The organism is Sphingobium sp. MI1205, from assembly GCF_001563285.1.
GTDB lineage: Bacteria > Pseudomonadota > Alphaproteobacteria > Sphingomonadales > Sphingomonadaceae > Sphingobium.
On record NZ_CP005188.1, the window covers coordinates 2,076,083 to 2,098,902 of the forward strand.

Annotated in this window: 28 protein-coding genes; 14 read left to right on the forward strand and 14 right to left on the reverse strand. The window is 63.7% G+C overall.

Going from position 1 to position 22,820, the window contains the following annotated elements; genetic code table 11:
* Positions 1-34 precede the first annotated feature (34 nt).
* Positions 35-547: a hypothetical protein gene (locus K663_RS09985; protein ID WP_062116870.1), complete on the forward strand. Its 513-nt coding sequence runs from the start codon at positions 35-37 to the stop codon at positions 545-547.
* A 4-nt stretch (positions 548-551) separates the two neighbouring features.
* Here the strand turns inward: K663_RS09985 and K663_RS09990 are convergent, their stop codons facing one another.
* The 4 genes from K663_RS09990 to K663_RS10005 all read right to left on the reverse strand — a co-directional run bounded on the left by K663_RS09990 (position 552) and on the right by K663_RS10005 (position 3,333).
* Positions 552-1,145 (reverse strand): gamma carbonic anhydrase family protein, encoded by a 594-nt coding sequence (locus tag K663_RS09990; RefSeq protein ID WP_062120648.1) that lies wholly within the window; start codon positions 1,143-1,145, stop codon positions 552-554.
* A gap of 4 nt (positions 1,146-1,149) precedes the next feature.
* On the reverse strand, positions 1,150-2,145 hold the full coding sequence (hemB, locus tag K663_RS09995) for a porphobilinogen synthase (RefSeq protein ID WP_062120651.1): 996 nt from the start codon (positions 2,143-2,145) through the stop codon (positions 1,150-1,152).
* Positions 2,146-2,261: 116 nt separating this feature from the next.
* Entirely contained in the window at positions 2,262-2,807 is a 546-nt protein-coding gene (locus tag K663_RS10000; protein ID WP_235589421.1) for a 2'-5' RNA ligase family protein, read from the reverse strand.
* A complete protein-coding gene (locus K663_RS10005) occupies positions 2,794-3,333 on the reverse strand; it encodes a peroxiredoxin (protein WP_062116875.1) in 540 nt (179 codons plus the stop codon). Before K663_RS10005 ends, K663_RS10000 begins: the two co-directional genes overlap by 14 nt.
* A gap of 104 nt (positions 3,334-3,437) precedes the next feature.
* On the opposite strand from K663_RS10005, the gene K663_RS10010 reads away from it, so the two are divergent.
* Complete coding sequence (locus K663_RS10010) at positions 3,438-3,857, forward strand: hypothetical protein (protein WP_062116878.1); 420 nt, start codon at positions 3,438-3,440, stop codon at positions 3,855-3,857.
* A 298-nt stretch (positions 3,858-4,155) separates the two neighbouring features.
* Here the strand turns inward: K663_RS10010 and mltG are convergent, their stop codons facing one another.
* The 5 genes from mltG to fabD all read right to left on the reverse strand — a co-directional run bounded on the left by mltG (position 4,156) and on the right by fabD (position 8,700).
* Positions 4,156-5,127: an endolytic transglycosylase MltG gene (gene mltG / locus K663_RS10015; protein WP_062116881.1), complete on the reverse strand. Its 972-nt coding sequence runs from the start codon at positions 5,125-5,127 to the stop codon at positions 4,156-4,158.
* A 6-nt stretch (positions 5,128-5,133) separates the two neighbouring features.
* The gene (gene fabF / locus K663_RS10020) at positions 5,134-6,393 is read right to left on the reverse strand and encodes a beta-ketoacyl-ACP synthase II (protein ID WP_062116884.1); all 1,260 of its coding nucleotides are present in this window, start codon (positions 6,391-6,393) and stop codon (positions 5,134-5,136) included.
* A 178-nt stretch (positions 6,394-6,571) separates the two neighbouring features.
* The gene (locus tag K663_RS10025; protein WP_007689016.1) at positions 6,572-6,805 is read right to left on the reverse strand and encodes an acyl carrier protein; all 234 of its coding nucleotides are present in this window, start codon (positions 6,803-6,805) and stop codon (positions 6,572-6,574) included.
* A 198-nt stretch (positions 6,806-7,003) separates the two neighbouring features.
* On the reverse strand, positions 7,004-7,744 hold the full coding sequence (fabG, locus tag K663_RS10030; RefSeq protein WP_062116887.1) for a 3-oxoacyl-[acyl-carrier-protein] reductase: 741 nt from the start codon (positions 7,742-7,744) through the stop codon (positions 7,004-7,006).
* Between the two features lie 20 nt (positions 7,745-7,764).
* Positions 7,765-8,700 (reverse strand): ACP S-malonyltransferase, encoded by a 936-nt coding sequence (gene fabD / locus K663_RS10035; protein WP_062120657.1) that lies wholly within the window; start codon positions 8,698-8,700, stop codon positions 7,765-7,767.
* A gap of 172 nt (positions 8,701-8,872) precedes the next feature.
* Here fabD and K663_RS10040 point away from each other — a divergent pair, with 172 nt between their 5' ends.
* The 9 genes from K663_RS10040 (at position 8,873) to rplI (ending at position 16,175) form a co-directional block, all read left to right on the forward strand.
* Entirely contained in the window at positions 8,873-10,321 is a 1,449-nt protein-coding gene (locus tag K663_RS10040; RefSeq protein WP_062116890.1) for an efflux transporter outer membrane subunit, read from the forward strand.
* On the forward strand, positions 10,311-11,741 hold the full coding sequence (locus K663_RS10045) for an efflux RND transporter periplasmic adaptor subunit (protein WP_062116893.1): 1,431 nt from the start codon (positions 10,311-10,313) through the stop codon (positions 11,739-11,741). Before K663_RS10040 ends, K663_RS10045 begins: the two co-directional genes overlap by 11 nt.
* A gap of 4 nt (positions 11,742-11,745) precedes the next feature.
* Positions 11,746-12,444, forward strand: coding sequence for an ABC transporter ATP-binding protein (locus K663_RS10050; protein WP_062116896.1), 699 nt, complete (start codon positions 11,746-11,748; stop codon positions 12,442-12,444).
* Positions 12,445-12,487: 43 nt separating this feature from the next.
* Positions 12,488-13,693 (forward strand): ABC transporter permease, encoded by a 1,206-nt coding sequence (locus tag K663_RS10055; protein WP_062116899.1) that lies wholly within the window; start codon positions 12,488-12,490, stop codon positions 13,691-13,693.
* A gap of 123 nt (positions 13,694-13,816) precedes the next feature.
* Complete coding sequence (locus tag K663_RS10060) at positions 13,817-14,179, forward strand: RcnB family protein (protein WP_062116902.1); 363 nt, start codon at positions 13,817-13,819, stop codon at positions 14,177-14,179.
* A 157-nt stretch (positions 14,180-14,336) separates the two neighbouring features.
* The gene (locus K663_RS10065; RefSeq protein WP_062116905.1) at positions 14,337-14,720 is read left to right on the forward strand and encodes a BLUF domain-containing protein; all 384 of its coding nucleotides are present in this window, start codon (positions 14,337-14,339) and stop codon (positions 14,718-14,720) included.
* Between the two features lie 175 nt (positions 14,721-14,895).
* Positions 14,896-15,327, forward strand: a complete 432-nt coding sequence (gene rpsF, locus K663_RS10070; RefSeq protein WP_062116908.1) for a 30S ribosomal protein S6 — start codon at positions 14,896-14,898, stop codon at positions 15,325-15,327.
* Between the two features lie 13 nt (positions 15,328-15,340).
* Positions 15,341-15,565 (forward strand): 30S ribosomal protein S18, encoded by a 225-nt coding sequence (gene rpsR, locus K663_RS10075; protein ID WP_004212076.1) that lies wholly within the window; start codon positions 15,341-15,343, stop codon positions 15,563-15,565.
* Positions 15,566-15,578: 13 nt separating this feature from the next.
* Positions 15,579-16,175 (forward strand): 50S ribosomal protein L9, encoded by a 597-nt coding sequence (gene rplI, locus K663_RS10080; protein ID WP_062116911.1) that lies wholly within the window; start codon positions 15,579-15,581, stop codon positions 16,173-16,175.
* 113 nt (positions 16,176-16,288) lie between these two features.
* Here rplI and K663_RS10085 read toward each other — a convergent pair whose 3' ends face one another.
* Positions 16,289-16,999 (reverse strand): helix-turn-helix domain-containing protein, encoded by a 711-nt coding sequence (locus K663_RS10085; RefSeq protein WP_062120660.1) that lies wholly within the window; start codon positions 16,997-16,999, stop codon positions 16,289-16,291.
* Between the two features lie 160 nt (positions 17,000-17,159).
* On the opposite strand from K663_RS10085, the gene lgt reads away from it, so the two are divergent.
* Together lgt and K663_RS10095 are read left to right on the forward strand one after the other, a co-directional pair.
* Positions 17,160-18,062 carry a prolipoprotein diacylglyceryl transferase gene (gene lgt, locus K663_RS10090; protein ID WP_201026621.1) on the forward strand — a complete coding sequence of 301 codons (903 nt, stop codon included), beginning with the start codon at positions 17,160-17,162 and terminating at the stop codon, positions 18,060-18,062.
* Complete coding sequence (locus K663_RS10095) at positions 18,052-19,122, forward strand: class I SAM-dependent methyltransferase (RefSeq protein ID WP_062116914.1); 1,071 nt, start codon at positions 18,052-18,054, stop codon at positions 19,120-19,122. The genes lgt and K663_RS10095 overlap by 11 nt, the downstream gene beginning before the upstream one ends.
* Positions 19,123-19,125: 3 nt before the next feature.
* Here K663_RS10095 and gmk read toward each other — a convergent pair whose 3' ends face one another.
* Positions 19,126-19,791: a guanylate kinase gene (gene gmk, locus K663_RS10100; protein WP_037466526.1), complete on the reverse strand. Its 666-nt coding sequence runs from the start codon at positions 19,789-19,791 to the stop codon at positions 19,126-19,128.
* 27 nt (positions 19,792-19,818) lie between these two features.
* Here gmk and K663_RS10105 point away from each other — a divergent pair, with 27 nt between their 5' ends.
* The gene (locus K663_RS10105) at positions 19,819-20,418 is read left to right on the forward strand and encodes a DUF2585 domain-containing protein (RefSeq protein WP_443018921.1); all 600 of its coding nucleotides are present in this window, start codon (positions 19,819-19,821) and stop codon (positions 20,416-20,418) included.
* Here the strand turns inward: K663_RS10105 and K663_RS10110 are convergent.
* The 3 genes from K663_RS10110 to K663_RS10120 all read right to left on the reverse strand — a co-directional run bounded on the left by K663_RS10110 (position 20,415) and on the right by K663_RS10120 (position 22,732).
* Positions 20,415-20,762 (reverse strand): hypothetical protein, encoded by a 348-nt coding sequence (locus tag K663_RS10110; protein WP_062116920.1) that lies wholly within the window; start codon positions 20,760-20,762, stop codon positions 20,415-20,417. The two genes, K663_RS10105 and K663_RS10110, sit on opposite strands and share 4 nt — an antisense overlap.
* A 40-nt stretch (positions 20,763-20,802) precedes the next feature.
* Positions 20,803-22,188: a class II fumarate hydratase gene (gene fumC / locus K663_RS10115; protein ID WP_062120666.1), complete on the reverse strand. Its 1,386-nt coding sequence runs from the start codon at positions 22,186-22,188 to the stop codon at positions 20,803-20,805.
* A gap of 67 nt (positions 22,189-22,255) precedes the next feature.
* Positions 22,256-22,732 (reverse strand): SspB family protein, encoded by a 477-nt coding sequence (locus K663_RS10120; RefSeq protein WP_062116923.1) that lies wholly within the window; start codon positions 22,730-22,732, stop codon positions 22,256-22,258.
* Between the last annotated feature and the right edge of the window lie 88 nt (positions 22,733-22,820).

The following is a 22,820-nucleotide window of genomic DNA, read 5'->3' on the forward strand; positions in this document are numbered from 1 at the left end:
TGCGCGCGGCCCTTTCCCGCCCTAGATCAACGCGATGATCCTGCGTCGGCTGCTCCCCACTTTCGCCCTTTTCCTTTCCGGCTGCGCGGGGACGCTGACGGGTTATCCCTCGCTCGCCAAGCGGGCGGTGGAAAATGCGCCGGTGGGCGAAGCCCCCACCGCGTCCGTAGCAGCGGAGGCCGACCCCGCCGTGCAGGCGCAGGTCGATCGGCTCGCCCGCCAGGCGCAGGCCGGTAACGAAGCCTTCGACAAGGCATGGCCCGCCGCCGACCGGACCACGCGGGCGGCAACCGGTTCCGCAGTGTCGAGCGAGGCGTGGGTGTCCGCCCATACCGCCATCAGCGCGCTGGAAGCGGCGCGTAACGACAGCGTGTCGGCCCTTGCCAGCCTGGACACGCTATATGTCCAGCGCAGCAACGCGCTGGCCGAGGGGAAGGCCGAAGGCACGGTCGATCAGATCGACACCGCGCGGAAAGCCGCCCTCGCCATCGTCGATTCGCAGAACGACCGCCTCGACGCCATCAAAAGTCGGCTGACGCAGCCTTGAACCTCTAGGGTGTAACAGCCCCCTTCAACGCGCCCTTGTGTGCTTTTGCGTTATGGACATAGCGGTCCACGCCCTCGCGCATGTCGATGAGCGCTTCGTCGGTCAGGTCACGCATATATTTGGCCGGGCGGCCCGCCCAAAGCTGGCGGTGGAGGATCGTCTTTCCAGGCGACAGCAATGCCCCCGCCGCCAGCATTGCGTCGCTTTCGACGATGCAGCCATTCATGACGACAGCGCCCAGACCGACAAAGGCGCGGTCCTTCAATTCGCAACCGTGAATCATGGCCATGTGACCGATCAGCACATCATCGCCGATGATGGTGGGCCAGCCTTCCGGGCGGCTGGCATCCGGGCCATCGCAGTGGATGACGCTGCCGTCCTGGATGTTCGTCCGCGCGCCGATACGGATCGCATTCACGTCGCCGCGAACCACGCAATTATACCAGATGCTGGCGTCCGGCCCGATTTCCACATTGCCGATGATGCGGCAGCCCGGCGCGATAAAGGCGCTGGGGTGGATGATCGGCGTCTTGCCGGCAAAGGGCAGGATGGTCGCGCCGGGATGGTCGGAATGAGCGGCGTGCGGGTGATCAGGCATTGTGTCAGGCTCCCAGAAGCCGCGCGGCGTGCAGCGCATGATAGGTCAGGACGCCCGAGCATCCGGCGCGCTTGAACGCCAGCAGCGTTTCCAGCACCAGAGCGTCGCGATCCCCTGCACCCGCAGCGGCAGCGGCCTCAATCATCGCATATTCTCCCGACACCTGATAGGCGAATACGGGCACTTCGAACCGGTCCTTCACGCGCGCGATGATGTCGAGATAGGGCAGGCCCGGCTTCACCATGACGCTGTCCGCGCCTTCGGCCAGGTCAAGCGCCACTTCCCGTAGCGCCTCCTCACTGTTCGCCGGGTCCATCTGATAGCTTTTCTTGTCGCCCTTCAGCAGGCCGCTGGAGCCGACCGCGTCGCGGAACGGGCCGTAGAAGGCGCTCGCATATTTGGCGGCATAGGCCATGATCTGCACATTGGCATGGCCTTCTTCCTCCAGCGCCTCGCGGATCGCGCCGACGCGGCCGTCCATCATGTCGCTGGGCGCGATGATGTCCGCGCCAGCCGCCGCCTGATTGAGCGATTGGCCGATGAGCACGTCGATGGTCGCGTCGTTGAGGACATAGCCCGCTTCATCGAGCAGCCCGTCCTGACCATGGGCGGTATAGGGGTCGAGCGCCACATCGGTCAGTACGCCGATTTCCGGCACCGCATCCTTGATCGCGCGGATGGCGCGGCACATGAGATTGTCGGGGTTTAGCGCCTCGGCTCCGTCATCGCTGCGCCGGTCCGGCTGCGTATTGGGGAACAGCGCAAGGCAGGGAATGCCTGCGTCACGGGCTTCTTTCGCGCGGGCCACTATCCCGTCCACGGACCAGCGCGACACGCCGGGCAATGAAGCGATCGGCTCTTCCACCTCCTGCCCTTCGGTGACGAAGAGCGGCCAGATCAGGTCGCTGGGATGAAGGCGGATTTCGGCGTGCATGGCGCGGCTCCAGGCAGCGGCGCGGGTGCGGCGCAGGCGGAGCGCCGGATAGGGGGCATAGCTCATGGACGCGGTGTAGGCGCGCCGGCCGGGCGGATCAAGGTTCCGGCGGAATACCACGCCTTTCCCCACCACCGCGCCCGCTCACATATTTCGCCAGTCCCGGAAATCCGCGGCCGGAGTTAGGTGCGGATGCGCGCCGACCGGAAGCTGGTCTTCTTCGCCAGATCCCAACTGCCGTCCTCGCGATAATGCCAGGCGGCGAGGCCCGCGATCCTGAGCTGGCGGGGGCGAAAGTCCGCCTTAAGCTGCTCCGCCAAGGTGCGGGCGATAGCGGGCTCCACCTTGTTCTGCACTGTGATATGGAAACGGGGACGCGCCTGATCCTGCGGGGTCAACAGGCCGGTGAAGGCGTGGGCCAGTTCATCCCATATCACCAGCAATCCGTCACTGCGCAGGTCGAACGCAACGCCACGGCCCAGCATGCGGACGCCATCGATCATCGCAAGGGGCGGCGACGCCGCGCAAAGCTGCTTCATGCGCGCGGACAGTTCCGGCAGCAGCGAGGGCGGCAGATGATGGAACAGCGTAACATGCGCGGGCACGCGATTGCGTTCGGGCGGAAAATGCGCCCGCCGCAATGCGTCCGCCCAGGCAAAATCCTCCGCGCCCATGAGCGCCGTCAGGATGATTGGCGCCCCTGCCCCGGACGGATCAGCCAGCGGCATGCTCCTTCAACCACTCCAGCACCGGTTCCGGCCGGGTTTCGCCATAGGGGTCGTCATCTTCGCCAATGTCGTTGATGCCCGGCTCCTCGAACCAGGCGACGACCCGGCCATCATCGACGACCATGGCATAACGCCAACTGCGGTCGCCAAAGCCAAGATGATCCTTCTTCACCAGCATGCCCATGCGGCGGGTAAAATCGCCCGACCCATCGGGCAGCAACTTCACATTCCTGACGCCCAGATGCTTGCCCCACTGGTACATGACGAAAGCATCGTTGACCGAAACGCAATAGACTTCATCGACGCCGAGTGCCTTGAAATCGTCGTAGAAACGTTCAAAGGCGGGGCATTGCTCGGTCGAGCAGGTCGGGGTGAAAGCGCCCGGCAGCGAAAAGACGACCACGCGCTTGCCCTTGAACAGATCGCCGGTCTGGACATCTTCCCAGCGGAAGGGATTGGGCCCTCCGACGCTTTCGTCGCGCACGCGGGTTTTCAGCGTCACATCAGGCACGGAACGTCCCAGCATCGTCATATCTCCCTGTAAGGGCGCACGCTTTCGCGCCCGCACCGACCTCTATATGCTCGCTCCGCCACCAAGGCGCAAAGGGCATCATGCAGGGGGAAACACGCATGTCGACTTCACGATCCTTCACGATCATGGCGCTTGTTCTGCTGCTGTGGAATCTGATCGGCGCGGCAGCGTTCGTCATGCAGTATACGGCCGATCTGAAGGCTTTGGCGAAAAGCGATCCCTATACGGCGCGGATATTTGCAGGGATGCCGGGATGGGCGTGGGGTGCCTATGCCCTGGCTGTGGGCGCGGGTGCGGCGGGGGCGGTGCTGCTGCTGATGCGGAAGGCGGCGGCGGTGGGCCTGTTCCTGCTGTCGGTGATCGCCGTGGCGGTGCAGTTCGGATACAGCTTTCTGGGTACGGATTTGCTGGCGGTGAAGGGCGCGGGCGCTGCCGTATTTCCCGCAGTGATCTTGGCGATCGCGGTGGGGCAGTGGCTTTACGCGCGAGGATGCCGGGCGAAGGGGATTTTGCGGTAGGTTTGCATTGACGCCTTCCGGAGAGGGTGCGTCCGGCTCTGGGTCGGCTGCCATGCCGTGAAAGGGTGGATTGCGGACCGGCAGCTTACCCATTCCCCGCCCGCTTGCGGGAGGGGCAGCGAGACTTAATGAGCGGAGCGAATTTAGTCGCAGCGGGGTGGGCCGTCGCAACCTTCAGGCCCACCCCCTAGCCCCCCTCCCGCCAGCGAGAGGGAGAATAAGGACCGCAATTGGTGGTGAGCAGACGCTCGCCATTCCGGGTCAACCAACGATCAGAGACCGCCTTTTACGCCCGCCCTCAAAGCTCCCCCCGCGCGCGGCGGATTTCGAACCATTTGCGGACATTCTGGTTATGCTGGTCCAGCGTGTCGGCGAAAATGTGGCCGCCCTTTCCGTCCGCGACGAAATAGAGCGCCTTTGTCTCGGCGGGATGCAGGACCGCCAGGATCGACAGGCGGCCGGGATTGGCGATCGGTCCCTTGGGCAGGCCGGTCATGGCATAGGTGTTATAGTCGTTGACCGCCGCGATCTCTGATTTCTTGATGCGGCGGCCGAGCGGCTTGCCCTTGGTGATGGGGTAGATGATCGTCGGGTCCGCCTGAAGCATCATGCCGGTTTTCAGGCGATTGCCATAAACGCCCGCGACCATCGGCCTTTCGGATGGCACGCCGGTTTCCTTTTCCACGATGCTGGCGAGGATGATCGCTTGCTCAGGCGACTTGGCCGCCGTGTTGGGGGCGCGTTCGGCCCATAGCTTGGCGAGCGTGCGCGTCATGGCGTCCTGCATCCGTTTCAGCACGGCGGCGCGGCTTTCGCCCTTGTCAAAAGCATAGCTGTCGGGGAGGACGCTGCCCTCTGCCGGAATGGCGACCTCGCCTGTCAGCTGGTCGTTCGCCATCAACCGTTCATGGACGAGGATGGACGGCATGCCTTCCGGGATCGTCACGAGCCGGGCCAGCGTCTTGCCACTCTGAAGAATCGAGAAAATCTCGGAATTGCTGGCGCCCTTGGGGATCAGGAACTCGCCCGCCTTGATCGACTTGCCGCGCCCGAAAACCTTGGTGCGTGTCAGGAAGGCGTCTGCCGACCGCACGACGCCCGCCTGCTTCAGCAGCACCGCCGTGTCAGCGACGGTCGCGCCTTCGGGCACGAGGACGGTGATATCACGCGGCGCGGGGCCAGCTTCCGACCAGCCATAGACGAAACGGAACGCCACGAAAGCGGCGACGGCCAGGCCGATCGCGAGGATGGCAAGCCCGAACCGCCGCATGGATTATCAGATCGCCTTCATGATAAGCGACGCGTTGGTGCCGCCAAAGCCGAAGCTGTTGTTGAGCACCGCGCGCACCTTGCGCTCCTTGGCGACATGGGGGACCAGATCGACGCCCGCGCAGCTTTCGCTGGGTTCATCAAGGTTCAGCGTCGGCGGAACGATCTGGTCGCGCATCGCGAGGATGCAGAAAATGCTCTCCACCGCGCCCGCGCCGCCCAGAAGATGACCGATGGCGGACTTGGTGCTGCTCATCGACATGGTCGCGATATTGTCGCCGAACAGGCGCTTCACCGCGCCCAGTTCCAATTCGTCGCCGAGCGGGGTGGAAGTGCCGTGCGCGTTGACGTAGTCGATATCCGCAAGGCTGAGGCCGGACTTCCTGAGCGCCATTTCCATCGAGCGGTATCCGCCGCTGCCCTCCGGATGAGGGGCCGTGACATGATAGGCATCGCCAGACAGGCCGTAGCCGATGACCTCGGCATAAATACGCGCGCCGCGCTTCTTGGCATGCTCATATTCTTCGAGCACGACCACGCCCGCCCCTTCGCCCATGACGAAGCCGTCGCGGTTGACGTCGTAGGGGCGCGACGCCTTTTCCGGCGTGTCGTTGAAGGCGGTGGACAAGGCGCGCGCTTGCGCGAAACCGGCGATGCCAATCGGACAGATCGCGCTTTCCGCGCCGCCCGCCAGCATGACGTCGGCGTCATCCATGGCGATCATGCGCGCGGCGTCGCCGATCGAGTGGGCGCCGGTCGAACATGCGGTGACGACCGCATGGTTCGGACCCATCAGGCCATATTTAATCGAGACCTGGCCGGAAATCAGGTTGATGAGGCGGCCATGCACGAAGTGCGGCGACACGCGGCTGGGGCCCTTGTTCGCCAGGACCAGCGATTCGCTTTCGATGCCCGGCAGACCGCCGATGCCCGAACCGATGGAGCAGCCTGCGCGCAGCCGTTCTTCCTCCGACATATTGTCCAGGCCCGCGTCGCGCAGCGCCTGGCTGGCGGCGGAGATGCCATAGACGATGAAGGGATCGACCTGCCGCTGAATCTTGTGATCGACGTCGTACGAGGGATCATAGCCATATTCATGGTCTGCGGGCTTCACTTCGCAGGCGATGCGGCACTTATATTCGCTGGCGTCGAAGCGCGCGATCGTGGCCGCGCCGGATCTGGACGCGAGGATGTTCTTCCAGGTGGTTTCAACATCTCCGCCCAAGGGGCTCACCATGCCAAGGCCGGTTACGACGACGCGACGCATATATCTGCTCCGAAAATCTTCTTAAGGCTTGCGCCGCTCCTTAGCCGCTTCGACAGCGGTTGTGAACGGCGGTCCAGATACGAAAAGGCTCCCCAAGACCCGGTGCTGCCGGACAGGAGGAGCCATTTCCTTCCAAACGCATGCGGCCCTGCCATTGCAGGCGAGCCGCGAAACGCTCTTACTGCTTGCTGTCGATATAGTCGATCGCGTCCTTGACGGTGGCGATCTTCTCAGCCGCATCGTCGGGGATCTCGACGCCGAATTCTTCTTCGAAAGCCATCACCAGCTCAACGATGTCCAGGCTGTCTGCGCCCAGATCGTCGATGAAGCTTGCATCCTCGGTCACCTTTTCGGCTTCGACGCCCAGATGTTCGACGACGATTTTCTTAACGCGATCCGCGGTCTCACTCATGAGTGGTCCTTTTTACTGGGTATCGTTGATGGTTGTGAATATCTGTTAAGGCATGCCCTAGAGCCAAGCCCCGGCAGAGGCAAGAGGCAAGAAACGATAGAAAAGCACGATTCCAGCCTGCTCCTTGTACCGGGATGACATAAGGCCATCCTGTTGCAAACGGGAGAAGGCGGGAAAGGCGCTCGAATCGCTGCGGCCTCAGATCATCGCCATGCCGCCATTCACATGCAGCGTCTGGCCGGTGACATAGCCTGCTTCGCGGCTGGCGAGATAGACGACGGCAGCGCCGATATCCTGACCATTGCCAAGATCCCCGGCGGGGATTTTTTGCAGGATCGCGCCCTTCTGCGCGTCGTTGAGCGCATCGGTCATGGCGGAGCGAATGAAGCCGGGCGCGACGCAGTTCACGGTGATACCGCGGCTGGCCAGTTCCTGGGCCAGCGACTTCGACATGCCGATGATGCCCGCCTTCGACGCTGCGTAATTGCTCTGGCCCGGATTGCCGGTGACGCCGACGATCGAGGTGATTGAAATGATGCGGCCGAAGCGCGCCTTCATCATCGGCTTGGCGGCCGCGCGAGCGAGGCGGAACGCGGCTTCCAGATTGACGGAGATGACGTCCGACCATTCATCATCCTTCATCCGCATCACCAGATTATCGCGGGTGATGCCGGCATTGTTGACAAGGATGTCGATCTTGCCGCCCAGCGCCTCGACCGCCTGCGGCACCAGCGCATCGACCGAAGCGGAATCGGAAAGATTGCAGACCAGGGTCTTGTGATCGCCGCCCAATTCCGCCGCGAAGGCTTTCAGCTTCTCTTCATTGCTGCCCGAAAGCGCAAGCGTCGCACCCTGCGCGGCGAGCGCCCGGGCGATGGCGGACCCGATGCCGCCGGAAGCGCCGGTTACCAGCGCGGTCATGCCTGTCAGATCGAACATAGTGTCTTATCCTTGTCTTTTCAGAAGGCGCTCAACGCCGCCTCGATGTCGTCCATCGTCACCACGCTGCGCACGGTCGCGTCGGGGGCGATGCGCTTTACCATCGGGCCGAGCACCTTGCCGCCCAGTTCGACGAAGTCGGTGACGCCCGCTTCCCACATCGCGGCGACCGATTCACGCCAGCGGACGCGGCCGGTCACCTGTTCGACCAGGCGCGCCTTTATGTCTTCGGGATCGGCGATCGGCGCGGCGAGCACGTTGGCGTAGACCGGGAGCAGCGGCGTGTTGATCGTCGCCTTGCCCAGTGCTTGTTCCATCGCATCTGCGGCGGGCTGCATCAGTGGGCAGTGGAAAGGCGCGGATACGGGCAGCAGGACGCCGCGCTTGATGCCATGTTCCTTCACCAGTGCCACGGCGCGCTCGATCGCGCCGCGATGACCGGAGATGACGACCTGCGTCGGGTCATTGTCATTGGCGACAGTACACACTTCGCCTTCGGCAGCCGCATCGGCCAGCGCCTGCGCTTTTTCGATGTCTGCGCCCAGCAAGGCGGCCATCGCGCCTTCACCCACTGGCACCGCCGCCTGCATTGCCCGCCCGCGCAGCTTCAACAGCCGCGACGTCGTGCCAATGTCGAATGCTTCGGCGGCGCAGAGTGCGCTATATTCGCCCAGGCTGTGACCGGCGACGAAGTCACCCTTTTCCGCCAGCGAAAAGCCGCCCTCCCGCTGCATCACGCGCAGCGTAGCAAGGGCGTTCGCCATGATCGCGGGTTGCGCATTCTCGGTGAGGGTCAGGTCGCTTTCCGGGCCTTCCACCATGATGCGGAACAAATGCTGCGACAGGGCGTCATCGACCTCCTGAAACAACTCCCTCGCGGCGGGGCTTGCATCGGCCAGCGCCTTGCCCATGCCCACCGACTGACTGCCCTGCCCCGGAAAAAGAAATGCCCTCATCATTCACCCTCTGATGCAAGGACGCCCACAAAAGCGCCGCTTTTCAAGATCGTTACACTTTGAGACACAAATGCCGTTGAGGCATCCGGCACGTTTCGGCAGTTTCCCCACACTGGACCGCCTCCACCCCCAAGGTCGCGTCCCTTTAACGACGACGGAGTATAAGGAAAAGGTGCGATATCGCATTGCCTGGATCACCGGGACCGCGCTGGCCCTGTCCGCCTGTGCCTCCGGCCCGAACTATAAGGCGCCGCCGCCTGCGACGCTCGGCGTGCCGGCCGCATACAGCCAGGGCGGCAATGCGCCGGTCGACCAGGCTGCGCTGGCGACATGGTGGACGCGCCTCAACGATCCGGCGCTCAGCAGCCTGATCGACCAGACAGTCGCCAGCAATCTGGACATAGTGCAGGCGCAGGCGCGGTTGCGGCAGGCGCGCGAATCCCTGCGGCAGGCGAATGCTTCCTTCCTGCCGCAAGTGACCGGATCGGGTTCAGGCGGCCGCAACTATTCGAATCGCGGCGGCGGCACGCGGGTCGTGGATGGCGTCGTCGTCTCCACCGGCGAGGGCAAGTGGAGCAGCAGCTATTCCTTGGGCGCCAACGCGAGTTGGCAGATCGACCTGTTCAGCGAACTGTCCCGTTCCGCCGAGGCCGCGCGGGCTGATCTCGCCGCGTCGGGATATGATCTTGCCAATGTGCGGATGACGATCATCGCCGAACTCGTCACCAACTATGTGCAGGCGCGGCAGGCGCAGGAGCAACTGCGCATCGCGCGGGAAACGCAGGCGGTGCAGCAGGACAATTTCGACATCGCCCGGTGGCGCTTGCAGGCGGGGCTGGTCTCCTCGCTCGACGAGCAGCAGGCGCGGGCGCAACTGGCCCAGACCAACGCGACCATCCCGCAGCTGGAGGCCAGCCGGCGCGGCAGCCTCAATCGCATCGCTGTACTCACCGGGCAGGCGCCGGGCGAGGCGACCCGCACGCTGGAAACAGCAGCGCCTATCCCCACCGCCGCCAGCGATATCGCCACCGGCATTCCCGCCGATACGCTGCGCCAGCGGCCCGATGTGCGCAGCGCCGAACGAGCGCTGGCCGCCGCCACAGCAAGGATCGGGGTGGCTCAGGCGCAACTTTATCCATCGCTGGGCATCAGCGGGAATATCGGCACTAACGCGACAGCAATCAAAGGTCTGTTCGACCTGATTACCGGCAGCGTGTTCGCCAATGTCGCGCAGGTCATTTTCGATGGCGGTCGGCTTGCCTCGCAGGTCAGGTCGCAAAAGGCGGCCGCCGATGGTGCCTTCGCCGCCTACAAGCAGAGCGTGCTTCTGGCGCTGGAGGATGTGGAAAACGCCATGGCATCGCTGACCAGCGCGCGCCTGCGGGCGGCGGAGTTCCGCACCGCCTTCGAAGCGTCGAGCAATGCCGCGATCCTGGCGCGCAGCCAGTATCAGGCGGGACTGATCGACTTTCAGACGCTTTCCACCAGCGAAAACACCCTGCTGAACGCGCGCAACAGCCTTGCCGCCGCGCAGGCCGACGAGGTCCTGGCCATCGCCCAGCTTTATAATGCGCTGGGCGGCGGCTGGCAGAATATGGACACCCGCCCGAATGAGCAATGATGTGAGCAAGGACCAGGATCTGGACGATTTTCTCGGCACGCCGCCGGAAAAGCCGTGGCGCAAATGGGTGATACGCGGCGCGATCGGCGTTGCGCTGTTGATCGCCATTCTGCTTCTGGCCCGCTGCTTTTCGGGCAGTGACCAACCGAATTTCGCGACGCGGGAGGTGCGACGCGGCGACCTGACCGTCACGGTGTCGGCGACGGGCAATCTGAAACCCATCAATCAGGTCGATGTCGGTTCCGAACAGTCGGGCAAGATCACGCAGGTCTATGTCGATGTGAATGACCGGGTCACCAAAGGGCAGCGGCTTGCCGAGCTGGATACCAGACGGCTTGTCGATACGATCAACCAGAACCGGGCGCAGGTGTCGGCTTCGCAGGCCAGCGTGGCGCAGGCACAGGCGCAGGTCGCGCTGGCGAAGGCAACGCTGGACCGGCAGCTGAATGTCTTTCGCCTGTCCGGCGGGCGCGTGCCCGCCAAGACGGAGCTGGACGCGGCGCGTGCGGACTATCAGTCGGCGCTGGGCAATCTGCGGGCGCAGCAGGCGCAGGTCGATGTCGCCCGCGCGCAGCTTTCGACAGCACAAACCAATTTGTCGATCGCGCAGATCGTGTCCCCCGTGACCGGCGTCGTGCTGTCCCGCAATATCGAGCCGGGCCAGACCGTCGCGGCATCGCTCAACGCCCCTGTCCTCTTCACCATTGCTGAAGACCTGACACAGATGGAGGTTGAGGTTTCGGTGGACGAGGCAGACGTCGGTCAGGTGAAGGACGGACAGGAAGCGACCTTCGCCGTCGATGCCTTCCCCGGCCGCAGTTTCCCCGCGCGGGTGACGCGCGTCAATGTAGGCTCCAACGCGTCGAGCAGTTCCTTATCCTCCACCTCCGGCAGCAGCACGACCGCCAGCACCACCGGCACCGTCGTCGCCTACACCGCAGTGTTGGCCGTGGATAACAAGGACGAGACGCTGCGACCCGGCATGACCGCGACCGCAGATATCGTGACGCAGAAACTGAACGACGTACTGCTCATCCCCAACGCCGCCCTGCGCTTCAAGCCGAGCAGCGGCGCGGCGGAAGGCGGCGGCATCACGAGCCAGATCGTGCCCGGCCCACGGCGCTTCCGCCGTGGCAATGCGCGGCAGGTCACCCTGGGCGTCGGCAGCAGCCAGACGGTCTATGTCGTGGACGCCGACGGCAATCCCAAACCGGTGCAGGTGGTCGTCGGCGCCAGCGATGGATCACGCACGGTCATCACCAGCGGCGACCTGAAGCCCGGCATGCGCGTCATCACCGGCCAGCTTGCGGCAGGGCAGGAACAGCCAGCAGAGGACAGCTCGAACGGTGGCGGCCAGCAGCGGGACCGCAACGGCCAGGGCGGCCAACCGCGTGGCACCGGCCGCCAGAACGGCGCCTGACAGGATGGCCGATCCGATCATCTCGCTGCGCGGCGTGACGAAGGTCTATGGCTCGGGACCAACCGCGTTCGCGGCGCTGAAGGGCATTGACCTCGACATTGCGGAGGGTGACTTCGTCGCGGTCATGGGACCGTCCGGCTCCGGCAAATCGACGACGATGAACATCCTGGGCTGCCTTGATGTGCCGACCGCCGGCGAGTTCCTGTTCAAGGGCCGCCATGTGGAAACGCTGGACCGCGATCAACGCGCGCTGCTGCGGCGGCGCTATTTCGGCTTCGTGTTTCAGGGGTTCAACCTGCTGTCGCGCACCACCGCGCTGGAAAATGTCGAACTGCCCCTGCTGTATCGCGGCGAGGACAAGAAGACCCGCTACGATTCGGGCATGGCGGCGCTCGACAAGGTGGGGCTGAAGGAGTGGTGGGATCACACCCCTGCCGAACTGTCCGGCGGTCAGCAGCAGCGCGTCGCCATTGCCCGCGCAATCGTCACCCAGCCCGCGGTGCTTCTGGCCGACGAGCCGACCGGCAACCTTGATTCGGAACGGTCCATCGAGATCATGGAACTGCTGACGGACCTGAACAGGAGTAGCGGTATCACCGTGCTGATGGTCACCCACGAACCCGACATGGCGGCCTTTGCCCGGACCATCGTGCATTTCAAGGACGGGCATGTGGAGCGGACGGAGCGAGGACTGGCGGCATGACGATTCGCCCCTCACCCGCGCCTGAACATCGCGAGGCGAACCCATGCTAGGCACAACTGTCATCCTCGCCTTTCGCGCGATCAACCGGCACAAGCTGCGCAGTTTCCTGACGACGCTGGGCATCATCATCGGCGTGGCGGCGGTCGTCACCATGGTGACGCTGGGCAATGGCGCGACCGCCGCCGTCCGGGAACAGATCAGTTCGCTGGGCGCCAACGTCCTGCAGCTTCGTCCCGGACAGGGTTTCGGCCGCGGCGGCGGCGGCCCACGTCCGCCCGACTTCAAGCCGGCAGACCTCACCGCCATCGAAAACCAGCTGACCGGCGTGCGCGCCGTCGCGCCGCTGGTCCAGTCGAGCGGCACCGCCATTTACGAAGGTTCCAACTGGTCAACGACCGTCTACGGCACCACCGCCGCCTATTTCGAAGTGCAAAGCTGGAAGGTGGATACCGGCCGACTGTTCCTGCCCGATGAGGAAGAGGCCGGAAAGCCTGTCTGCATCATCGGCAATACCGTGCGCACCAACCTGTTCCAGGGCAGCGACCCGGTCGGCAAGCGACTGCGCATCAAGGGCGTGTCCTGTCAGGTGATCGGCGCGTTGGCGACGCGCGGGCAAGGCGGCTTTGGCGACCAGGATGATGTCGTCGTCATGCCGATCAAGTTCGTCCAGCGCCGCTTCACCGGCGACCGCGACATCAGCCAGATCCTGGTCGCCGTGGACGACGCCTATGACACCTCCACCGTGCAGGCGAGCCTGGAGGATCTGGTGCGCGAGCGACGGAAGATAAAGCCGGGCGCGGAGGATAATTTCAACGTCTTCGACACCAAGCAGATAAGCGACACGCTGACCGGCACTACCACGATATTGACGCAGATCGTCGCGGCGGTCGCGGCCATATCCCTGCTGGTGGGCGGCATCGGCATCATGAACATCATGCTGGTGTCGGTGACGGAGCGCACCCGTGAGATCGGCATCCGCCTTGCCATCGGCGCGGTCGCCCGCGAGGTGCTGATGCAATTCCTGGTCGAAGCAATCGTCTTGTCCTGCCTGGGCGGGCTGATCGGGCTGTTCCTCGCCCTCATCGCATCTGTCGCCATTGCGCCGCTGATGCAGGTGCCCTTCATCTTCGACCCGAAGGTGAACCTGATCGCCTTTCTCTTTTCGGCGGCGATCGGCGTGGTGTTCGGCTATTTTCCTGCCCGGCGCGCTGCCGCGCTCAATCCCATCGACGCGCTTCGGCATGAGTGAGGACCTGTTACAATTTCCGACACTTAAGTCCGCTGCCCGGCACAGCTTTGCGACAACTCCCGCCTAAATCTGTCTTCAACGCCGGACCATCGGCGCAAGGGATTTAAGCAAGGAGCACATGACATGATCAAGAAGCTGCTGATGAGCCTGGCCGCAACCACCATGGTCGCAAGCCCGCTGGTCGCCACGCAGGCGCAGGCCGCGCCCCACCGTGAGGTCCACCGCGTCGTGAAGCAGGGGCCTAATGGCCGCACCGTGGTCAAGCAAAAGACCGTGGTGCGCAAGAATGACCATCGCCGCTGGGCCAAGGGCCAGCGTTTCGACCGCCGCCATGCAGCCAATTATCGCGTGATCAACAACTATCGCGATTACCGCCTGAACACCCCGCCGCGTGGGTATCAGTGGGTCCGGTCGGGCAATGACGCCGTCCTGGTTGCACTTACCAGCGGCATCATCGGCGCTGTGATCGGCAGCGCCATCCGCTAATCATCCGCCACCATCAGGCGGACAAGCGCTCCGGGCTCTCTCTCCCCCGGGGCGCTTTTTCATGATCGAAGTTAAATACGAATTGGAAAGCGTTTCAGTGGCATAGCCACGCCGGGGGGCGTCTTCATTCGGGAAATATATGTCCTTGTACCAGATCATGTATATCAGCAGCGCCCAGGGGGCTGTCTCGGCGGACCAGTGCGCTGCAATCGCGCGTGCCGCGGGTGTCCGGAACAGGATGGCGGACGTCACGGGGCTGCTGCTGTTCAACGGCAAACGCTTCATCCAGGTTCTCGAAGGACCTCGCCTAGCCGTGGAAAGCACCTACGAACGCATCTGCCGCGACGAGCGGCACCGGGGCGTGGTGAAGTTGCGCGAATCCGTCATCGACGAACGCGAATTCGGCAATTGGGGCATGGCCTATGACGATCCCGCCCGGCCCTCCGACCGCCTGAAGGACAAAGTCGCTGCCCTGCTCGACCAGGCCAGCGCATCGACCCGCGCCCATTTCATCGGATCGGCGGAGATGCATCGCCGCTGACACCGGATCACAGGCCAGCATCCGCTTGCCTTTGGGCCATGTTTGCGCCATAGGCCCCGCTTCGCATGCCACGGGGGTGACTCGCGGCAGGCGATAGACTGTTTGAGACGACAGCCGGAGGGGCGTTCCACATGGGGTGGACGTCAGCGATCGGCCAACAGATGAGGCAATACCCATGGCTCTTTACGAGCATGTGTTCCTTGCGCGCCAGGATCTGGCACAGGCGCAGGTGGACGCACTGGCGGAAACCGCCACCAAGATCGTCGAGGATAATGACGGCAAGGTTACCAAGGTCGAGACCTGGGGCCTGCGCAGCCTCGCCTACAAGATCGCCAAGAACCGCAAGGCTCACTATGTGATGCTGAACATCGACGCCCCCGCCGGCGTCGTCGCGGAACTGGAGCGCCAGACCCAGATCAACGAAGACATCATCCGCTACATGACCGTCAAGGTCGATGAACTGGAAACCGGCCCGTCGGTCATGATGCGCAAGCAGGAACGCTCCGAGCGCGGTGATCGCGGTCCCCGTGGCGATCGTGGTGACCGTGGCCTTCGCGAAGATCGTGGCCCGCGCCGCGACCGCGAAGACGCCCCGGCTGGCGAATAAGGAGATCTGAAACATGGCACGCCCGTTTTTCCGCCGCCGCAAGAGCTGCCCCTTCGCCGCCAAGGATGCGCCGAAGATCGATTACAAGGACGTCCGTCTGCTCCAGGGCTTCGTGTCCGAGCGCGGCAAGATCGTCCCCAGCCGCATCACCGCGGTTTCCGCCAAGAAGCAGCGCGAGCTGGCCCAGGCCATCAAGCGCGCCCGTCACCTGGGCCTGCTGCCCTACATCGTGAAGTGAGGGAGTAAGACTCATGGAAATCATTCTCCTCGAACGGATCGAGAAGCTGGGCGCCATCGGTGACGTCGTCACCGTGAAGGACGGTTACGCTCGTAACTTCCTGCTGCCCAACAAGAAGGCGCTGCGCTCCAACAACGCCAACAAGAAGGTCTTCGAAGCCAACCGCGCGAAGATTGAAGCCGACAACGCCGCCCGCCGTGGCGACGCTGAAAAGGCTGCCGAAGGCGTCAACGGCAAGCAGATCGTCCTGATCCGCCAGTCGTCGAACGCCGGCCATCTTTATGGTTCGGTCGCCGTGCGTGACGTGGTCGAAGCACTGCATGCCGATGGCGTTACCAACGTCACCAAGGCGATGATCGTGCTGGAACGCCCGATCAAGACCCTGGGCCTGTTCGACGTCAAGGTCGCGCTGCACCCCGAAGTCCTGACCACCATTCAGGTGAACGTCGCACGCTCGCCCGAAGAGGCCGAGTTGCAGGCGCAGGGCGTGGACGTGATGGCCGACCTGTTCGAAAAGGACGAGAGCGGCTTCACCGAAGATTATGATCCGAATGCGGAGCCGGGCGAAATCGCCACGGAAACCGAAGAAGCCCCGGCCGAAGAAGCCTAAGCTTTCCAAGCGGACTGAAAAAGAAAGCCGCCCCTAGCCGGGCGGCTTTTTTTTTGGATCGCGGTGGAGATGGACGAGGACGACGCTGGCGGCCAGCCCCCCATCAGCCCCCTTTAATAGTCGATGCGGATATGCACCCTGGATTTGTCGACGCCCGCGTGCATGGCAATCTCGCCCTTTGCCGCGTCGATAACATCGTGAAGCTGCCGGGCGGGACGGGAAAGCAGGGCCGGATCGGACTGGCGCGGCGTCGCAGTCGCCTCACCCAGCACAAGCTGCTGCTCGGTCAGGCCGAAAACTTCCGCCAGCACGAGCAGGTTCTTGCGCCGCGGCATCGTCTTCCCCGTTTCCCATGCCCACAGTGAAGGTTTGCTGAATCCTGTCCGTTCCGACAGCTCGGTGCGGCTTATGCCGCGTTCCCGGCGCAGGCGACGTAATCGCTCCGGCAGCATTTCCCGTTGCTTGTCCGACGGGACATGATCGACCGGTCGGCCATCGCTGCGCATCGTGCCGCGCAACCGGGTCGCACTGACGGCGGCCTGGGGCAGCGCGTCGTCGAATCGGCATCCGAACAGCGGTTCATCCTGCCACACCACGCGGGCGGCCACCGCGCCTGCTTCGGGCAGGGTTACCAGCACAGCCTGGCCCTGTTTCAGCCGCGCTTTGGTCTCGATCAACATGCCAGCGGTCGAAATATCATGAACCATGACATCGGCCGACTCGCCGCCGAGCGCGCCGGGCAGCTCCAGCCGAATGGGCCAGCGGGCGGTTTCGCGCTGATCGCCGGATACTGACGATTGTTCGATAAATGGATCCTGGGTCATGCCATCATATTGGCACCGGTGGGTTTCCACCGCGTTAATGCCTGCATAAGCTTTGATCCGATCCGGGACATGGAAGTCATTCTTCCTTATCCTGCGGCCCGCCCATTCGAATGCCAAGCTAAAATGACAGCCCCCTTCCCTCAACGCCCTATCCTGCTCTATGGCGAAGGCCATATTTCCCAAGGGGAACGACAACTTGATCCTTGAGCTTGCCGCCGCCGCATCTGGCGCCATCCGTTTCGATCAGCTGGGTCTCAGCCCGGTTGCGCTGGACCTCGGCTTCTTCACGCTGAAATGGTACAGCCTCGCCTATCTGGCGGGCATATTGGTCGGCTACTGGTATCTGCTGAAACTGGTTGCCCAGCCCGGATCGCCCATGGCGCGCCGTCATGCCGATGACATGATCTTCTACGCGACGCTTGGCATCATCATCGGCGGGCGTCTGGCCTATGTCCTGTTCTACCAGCCGGAAATCCTGCGCAATCCGCTCGATATCCTGAAGCTGTGGAATGGCGGCATGTCGTTCCACGGCGGGGTCATCGGCGTGTCGCTGGGCGTGCTGTACATGGCGCGCAAGGAGCAACTGTCCTGGCTGCGCATCCATGACTATGTCGCCTGCTGTGTCCCCTTCGGCCTGTTCTTCGGTCGCCTCGCCAATTTCGTGAATGGCGAGTTGTGGGGCAAGGAAACCGATGTTCCATGGGCCATCATCTTCCCGACCGGCGGCCCATTCCCGCGCCACCCGAGCCAGCTTTACGAAGCCTTTTTCGAAGGTCTCGTCCTGCTCCTCATCCTTGGCTTCGCCTTCTGGAAAACGCGCGCGCGGTACAAGCCGGGCCTGCTCGTCGGCCTGTTCCTCTTTTTCTACGGGCTGTTCCGTTTCGGCATCGAATTTTATCGCGAGGCGGACGCGCAGCTGATGGAGTTCGCTGCGCGCACCGGCCTGCATATGGGCCAATGGCTGTGCGTGCCGATGATCCTGGGCGGCCTCTACCTTATCGTCACTGCAAAGGGCCGCCGCGTCCGCGTCGAACCGATCGCGGGAAGCGCGAGTGTCAGCTGAACAGCTGACGCTGGCAGAACGCCTCGCCCGGCAAATCAGTGCGGGCGGCCCCATTTCGGTCGCCCACTACATGGCCGAGGCGAATCAGCATTATTACGGCACCCGCGATCCGCTGGGCGCTGCGGGCGACTTCACGACCGCGCCTGAAATCAGCCAGATGTTCGGCGAGCTGGTCGGCCTGTGCCTTGCCGATGTCTGGATGCGGTCGGGCAGCAGGCCCAATGCGCTCTATGCCGAACTTGGCCCCGGACGCGGCACCCTCGCGGCGGATGCCCTGCGCGCCATGGCGAACATAGGCTTCACGCCCCCGCCGCACTTCGTGGAAACCAGCCCCAGCCTGCGCGAGCGGCAGCGGTCTATGCTGCCGACCGTCTTTCATCATGACGCGGTTGGCGGGCTGCCGGACAGCGGCCCACTGCTCGTCGTGGCCAATGAATTTTTCGATGCGCTGCCGGTTCGTCAGATCGTGCGCAGTGGCGATGAATGGCGCGAGCGTGTCGTCGTGCGGCCCGATAACGGGCAGCCCGGCCGGTTCGAAGCGATGCCCGGTTATCGCCGCGTCGAATCGGGCATTCCCGCCATCGCCACCGATGCGCCCGATGGCGCGATCCTGGAAATGCCGCTTGCAGGGACAGCCATCGCACTGGAACTGGCGCAACGGATCGCCCGACAAGGAGGCGCGGCGATCATCATCGACTATGGCTATGAAGGGCCAGCGGTTGGCGACACGTTGCAGGCCGTGCGCAACCATCAATATGCCGATCCCTTCGTAGAGCCGGGCGAGAGCGATCTGACCACCCATGTTGATTTCACGATGATCGGCAATATGGCGCGGCAGGCGGGGCTTCGCGTACTGGGTCCGGTAGGTCAGGGCGCGTTCCTGCGCCAGCTGGGCATCGATGCGCGGGCCGACCAACTGGCGCGCACGACTCCCGCGCGGGCGGCGGAGGTGGAAGCGGCGCGGCTGAGGCTGACGGCGGACGATGCGATGGGCACGTTGTTCAAGGCGATGGCGTGGGTCCACCCCGAATGGGTGGAGCCTGCCGGGTTCGAACTTTAACCCTCAATCTTCCTGATGATAACGGCTGAGACGCCGGATGAAGCCGATCAGGCCAGTCTGGCGGCTGCGCTTCATGCGTTCGGCGTGCAGGATGGTCTGGACGCGTTGGAAACAATCGTCCGCATCGACATTGCACAGCACATAGTCATAGCCGTCCCAGTGCGCGATTTCATTGGCGGCGCGGGACATGCGGCCTTCGATGACTTCCTCGCTGTCGGTAGCGCGACCACGCAGGCGGCGCTCCAGTTCCTCCATCGAAGGCGGCAGGATGAACACACGGACGACGTCGCCGCCCGCAATCTGGTGCAGTTGCTGCGCGCCCTGCCAGTCGATGTCGAACAGCACGTCGCGCCCGCTCTTCAGCATCGCCTCCACCGGCGCGCGGGGCGTGCCGTAGCGCTGGCCAAAGACATGGGCCCACTCAAGAAATTCCTGGTCCGCCGTCATCCGGCGAAATTCTTCCAGATCGACGAAATGATAGTCCTTGCCCTCGACCTCCCCAGGCCGCATCGGCCGCGTCGTCGCGGATACCGACATGGCAAGGTCGGGCTCTGCGGCCAGAAGCTTGCGCGCAATGGTGGATTTGCCCGCGCCAGAGGGCGAGGACAGAACGAAGAGCACGCCACGCCGCTTGAAATCGGGCGTCTCGATGGGGATGCTGTCGGCCATGGCCGCTAGTGACGCCGTGGAGCGCATTTGGCAAGAGGCCGCGAGGGGGACGATTCTTTGAGACACAAGGCCATCCGCAATCGCCGCGGTTATCTGACCGCCGCCGCCATCGTGCTGCTGGCCGGCGCGCTACTGTTCCTGATGGCCCGCCCACCAATTTGCTCCTGCGGCCATGTCGAACTATGGCATGGCGCGCTCGACAGCGGCAACAGCCAGCATATCGCCGACTGGTACAGCCTGAGCCATGTGATCCACGGCTTCCTGTTCTACGCCGCCGCGCATTTGCTGATGCGCCGCCAGCCGCTCGGCCCGCGCCTTGCCCTGGCCGTGCTGGTGGAGTGCGTATGGGAAATTTTGGAAAACTCGCCAATCATTATCGACCGCTATCGGGCGGCGACGATTGCCCTGGGCTATAGTGGCGACACGATCCTGAACTCGATGAGCGACATTGGCATGATGACGCTTGGCTTCCTGTTCGCAGCCCGCGCGCCGGTTGCGGTAACGGTCTGCGCCGGGATTGCGATGGAACTGGTTGCGCTGACGGTCATACGCGACAATCTTACGCTCAATGTGCTGATGCTTGCCTGGCCGATCGAGGCCGTAAAGATCTGGCAGTCGGCGCTTTAGGCCTTGGTTGCACCCGTTTTTCTCGCCTGCGCGATGGGCACTGGCTGGTCGCTCAGATCCGGCAGAGCCTTCACCGCGCGCTTGCGATCCACTTCCCGCTTGGCCTCATAAGCCTTTCCGGCCAGATAGGCACCCGTCACAAAGAGAGCGCCCATGGGGTGCCGCATGATCAGCCTTTTCGCGCCCATGCCAGCGACCAGCCCGACGACGCCCTTCTTGCCCGTCGCAGCTGCAACTCGCGCCGCAACGATCGCCGCGCCCAGACGCGCAGTCTTTCGCAGCAGGCCCGCCTTGCGCGGCGGGCGGACGGTCACAAGCGGCTGTTTGGAAGCGATCTTCTTCATATCGTTCTTAATGTATCGCACAACGGGCGGTTCCGCCAGTTCACACCATATTTTCCGGCCTGACCAGTCGGTCGAAACTCTCTTCATCGATCAGGCCCAGTGCAAGACCCGCCTGTTTGAGGGTCAACCCCTTTGCATGGGCGTGCTTTGCGATCTTCGCGGCGTTGTCATAGCCGATCTCCGGGGCGAGCGCCGTCACCAGCATCAGGGAGCGGTCAACCAGTTCGGCGATCCGCCCCTCATTCGCCTCCAACCCTTCGACGCAGCGCGCGGCGAAGCTGTCCATCCCGACGCTTAGCAGATGGACGGAGCGCAGCACCGCCGCGCCGATCATCGGCTTGAAGACGTTGAGTTCCAGATGCCCCTGAAGCCCGCCGACCGTGACCGCCTGATGATTGCCGATCACCTGCGCGGCCACCATCGTCAGCATTTCGCACTGGGTCGGGTTTACCTTGCCCGGCATGATCGAACTTCCCGGTTCGTTCGCGGGCAGATCCAGTTCGCCCAGCCCCGACCGTGGCCCACTGCCCAGCAGGCGAATGTCATTGGCGATCTTCGTCAGCGCCACGGCCAGCGTGGACAGCGTCGAGGAAAGGTGGACAAGCGGATCGTTGGAGGCCAGCGCCTCGAACTTGTTGTCGGCGGTGCGGAATGGCAGGCCAGTGATTGCGGCGATCTCCCGCGCAATGGCGACGTCGAAGCCATCCGGCGCGTTCAGGCCGGTGCCCACCGCCGTGCCGCCCTGAGCCAGCGCCATCATGCCGTGCATGACCGATGGCTCAATACGCTTGCGGCACCGATAGAGCTGATGCGCGTAGCCGGAAAATTCCTGACCCAGCGTCAGCGGCGTGGCGTCCTGCAAATGGGTGCGGCCGATCTTCACGATGCCGCCCCACGCCTGCGCCTTGGCGTCGAGCGCCTTGTGCAGGCGGTCCAGCGCCGGGAAAAGCTGGTCCACCGCCGCACGCGCTGCGGCGATGTGCAGCGCCGTCGGGAAGCTGTCGTTGGAGGACTGGCCCATATTCACATGATCGTTGGGATGGACCGGTGCCTTGCCGCCACGCTGGCCAGTCAGCGCTTCATTGGCGAGTCCCGCAATCACCTCATTCACGTTCATGTTCGACTGCGTACCGCTGCCGGTTTGCCAGATGACGAGCGGGAACTGATCGTCATGATCGCCCACCACCACGCTGTCGGCGGCCGCTTCAATCGCGTCGGCGATTTCGGAATCCAGCCCCTCCGCCCGATTGACCCGCGCCGCCGCCTGTTTGACGATGGCGAGCGCATGAACGACGCCAATGGGCATCCGCTCAGTGGAACCGAAGGGGAAATTTTCGATGCTGCGCTGGGTCTGCGCGCCCCAATAGGCGCTGGCGGGCACCTCTATGGCGCCGATGCTGTCGGTTTCGGTGCGGGTATCGGACAAGGCAACCCCCTTTTCAGGTTCAGGGAACGCCGCCAATCTGGGATGCGGACCGGCTATCCGCCAGCCTTTATTTCTTCTTGCCGAAGTCCACGGTGACGACATTGGAGCCGTCTTCGCTCTTTACCTGCGGCGCGTCGTTTTCTGCTTCCTCATGCGGTTCAGGCGATCCATCGGACTGCACCTGGAACTGAAGCGCGAAATTCACCGCCGGATCGACAAAGGCCGTGATCGCGGCGAAGGGAATGACGAGGTGCGCCGCCACCTGATTGAAGGTCAGGCTGACTTCGAAGCCATCGCTGCCGACCTTCAGGTCCCAGAATTTATTCTGGAGGACGATGGTCATTTCGTCCGGGAATCGATCCACCAACTGCTTGGGGATATTTACGCCCGGCGCCTGCGTCTTGAAGGTGATGTAGAAATGATGCGCGCCCGGCAGGCCGCCGGAACGCTCGACTTCGCCCAGCACGCGGCCGACCACGGCGCGCAGGGCCTCCTGCACGATTTCATCGTAGGGAATCAGGCTATCGGGCAGGTCGTCGCTCATGCTCCATTGTCCTAACGGCGCGGCGCGTCCGGTCAAGTGCGCCCCGCACATGCAACGCCACATTGCATGGCACCCCCACTTCGGTATA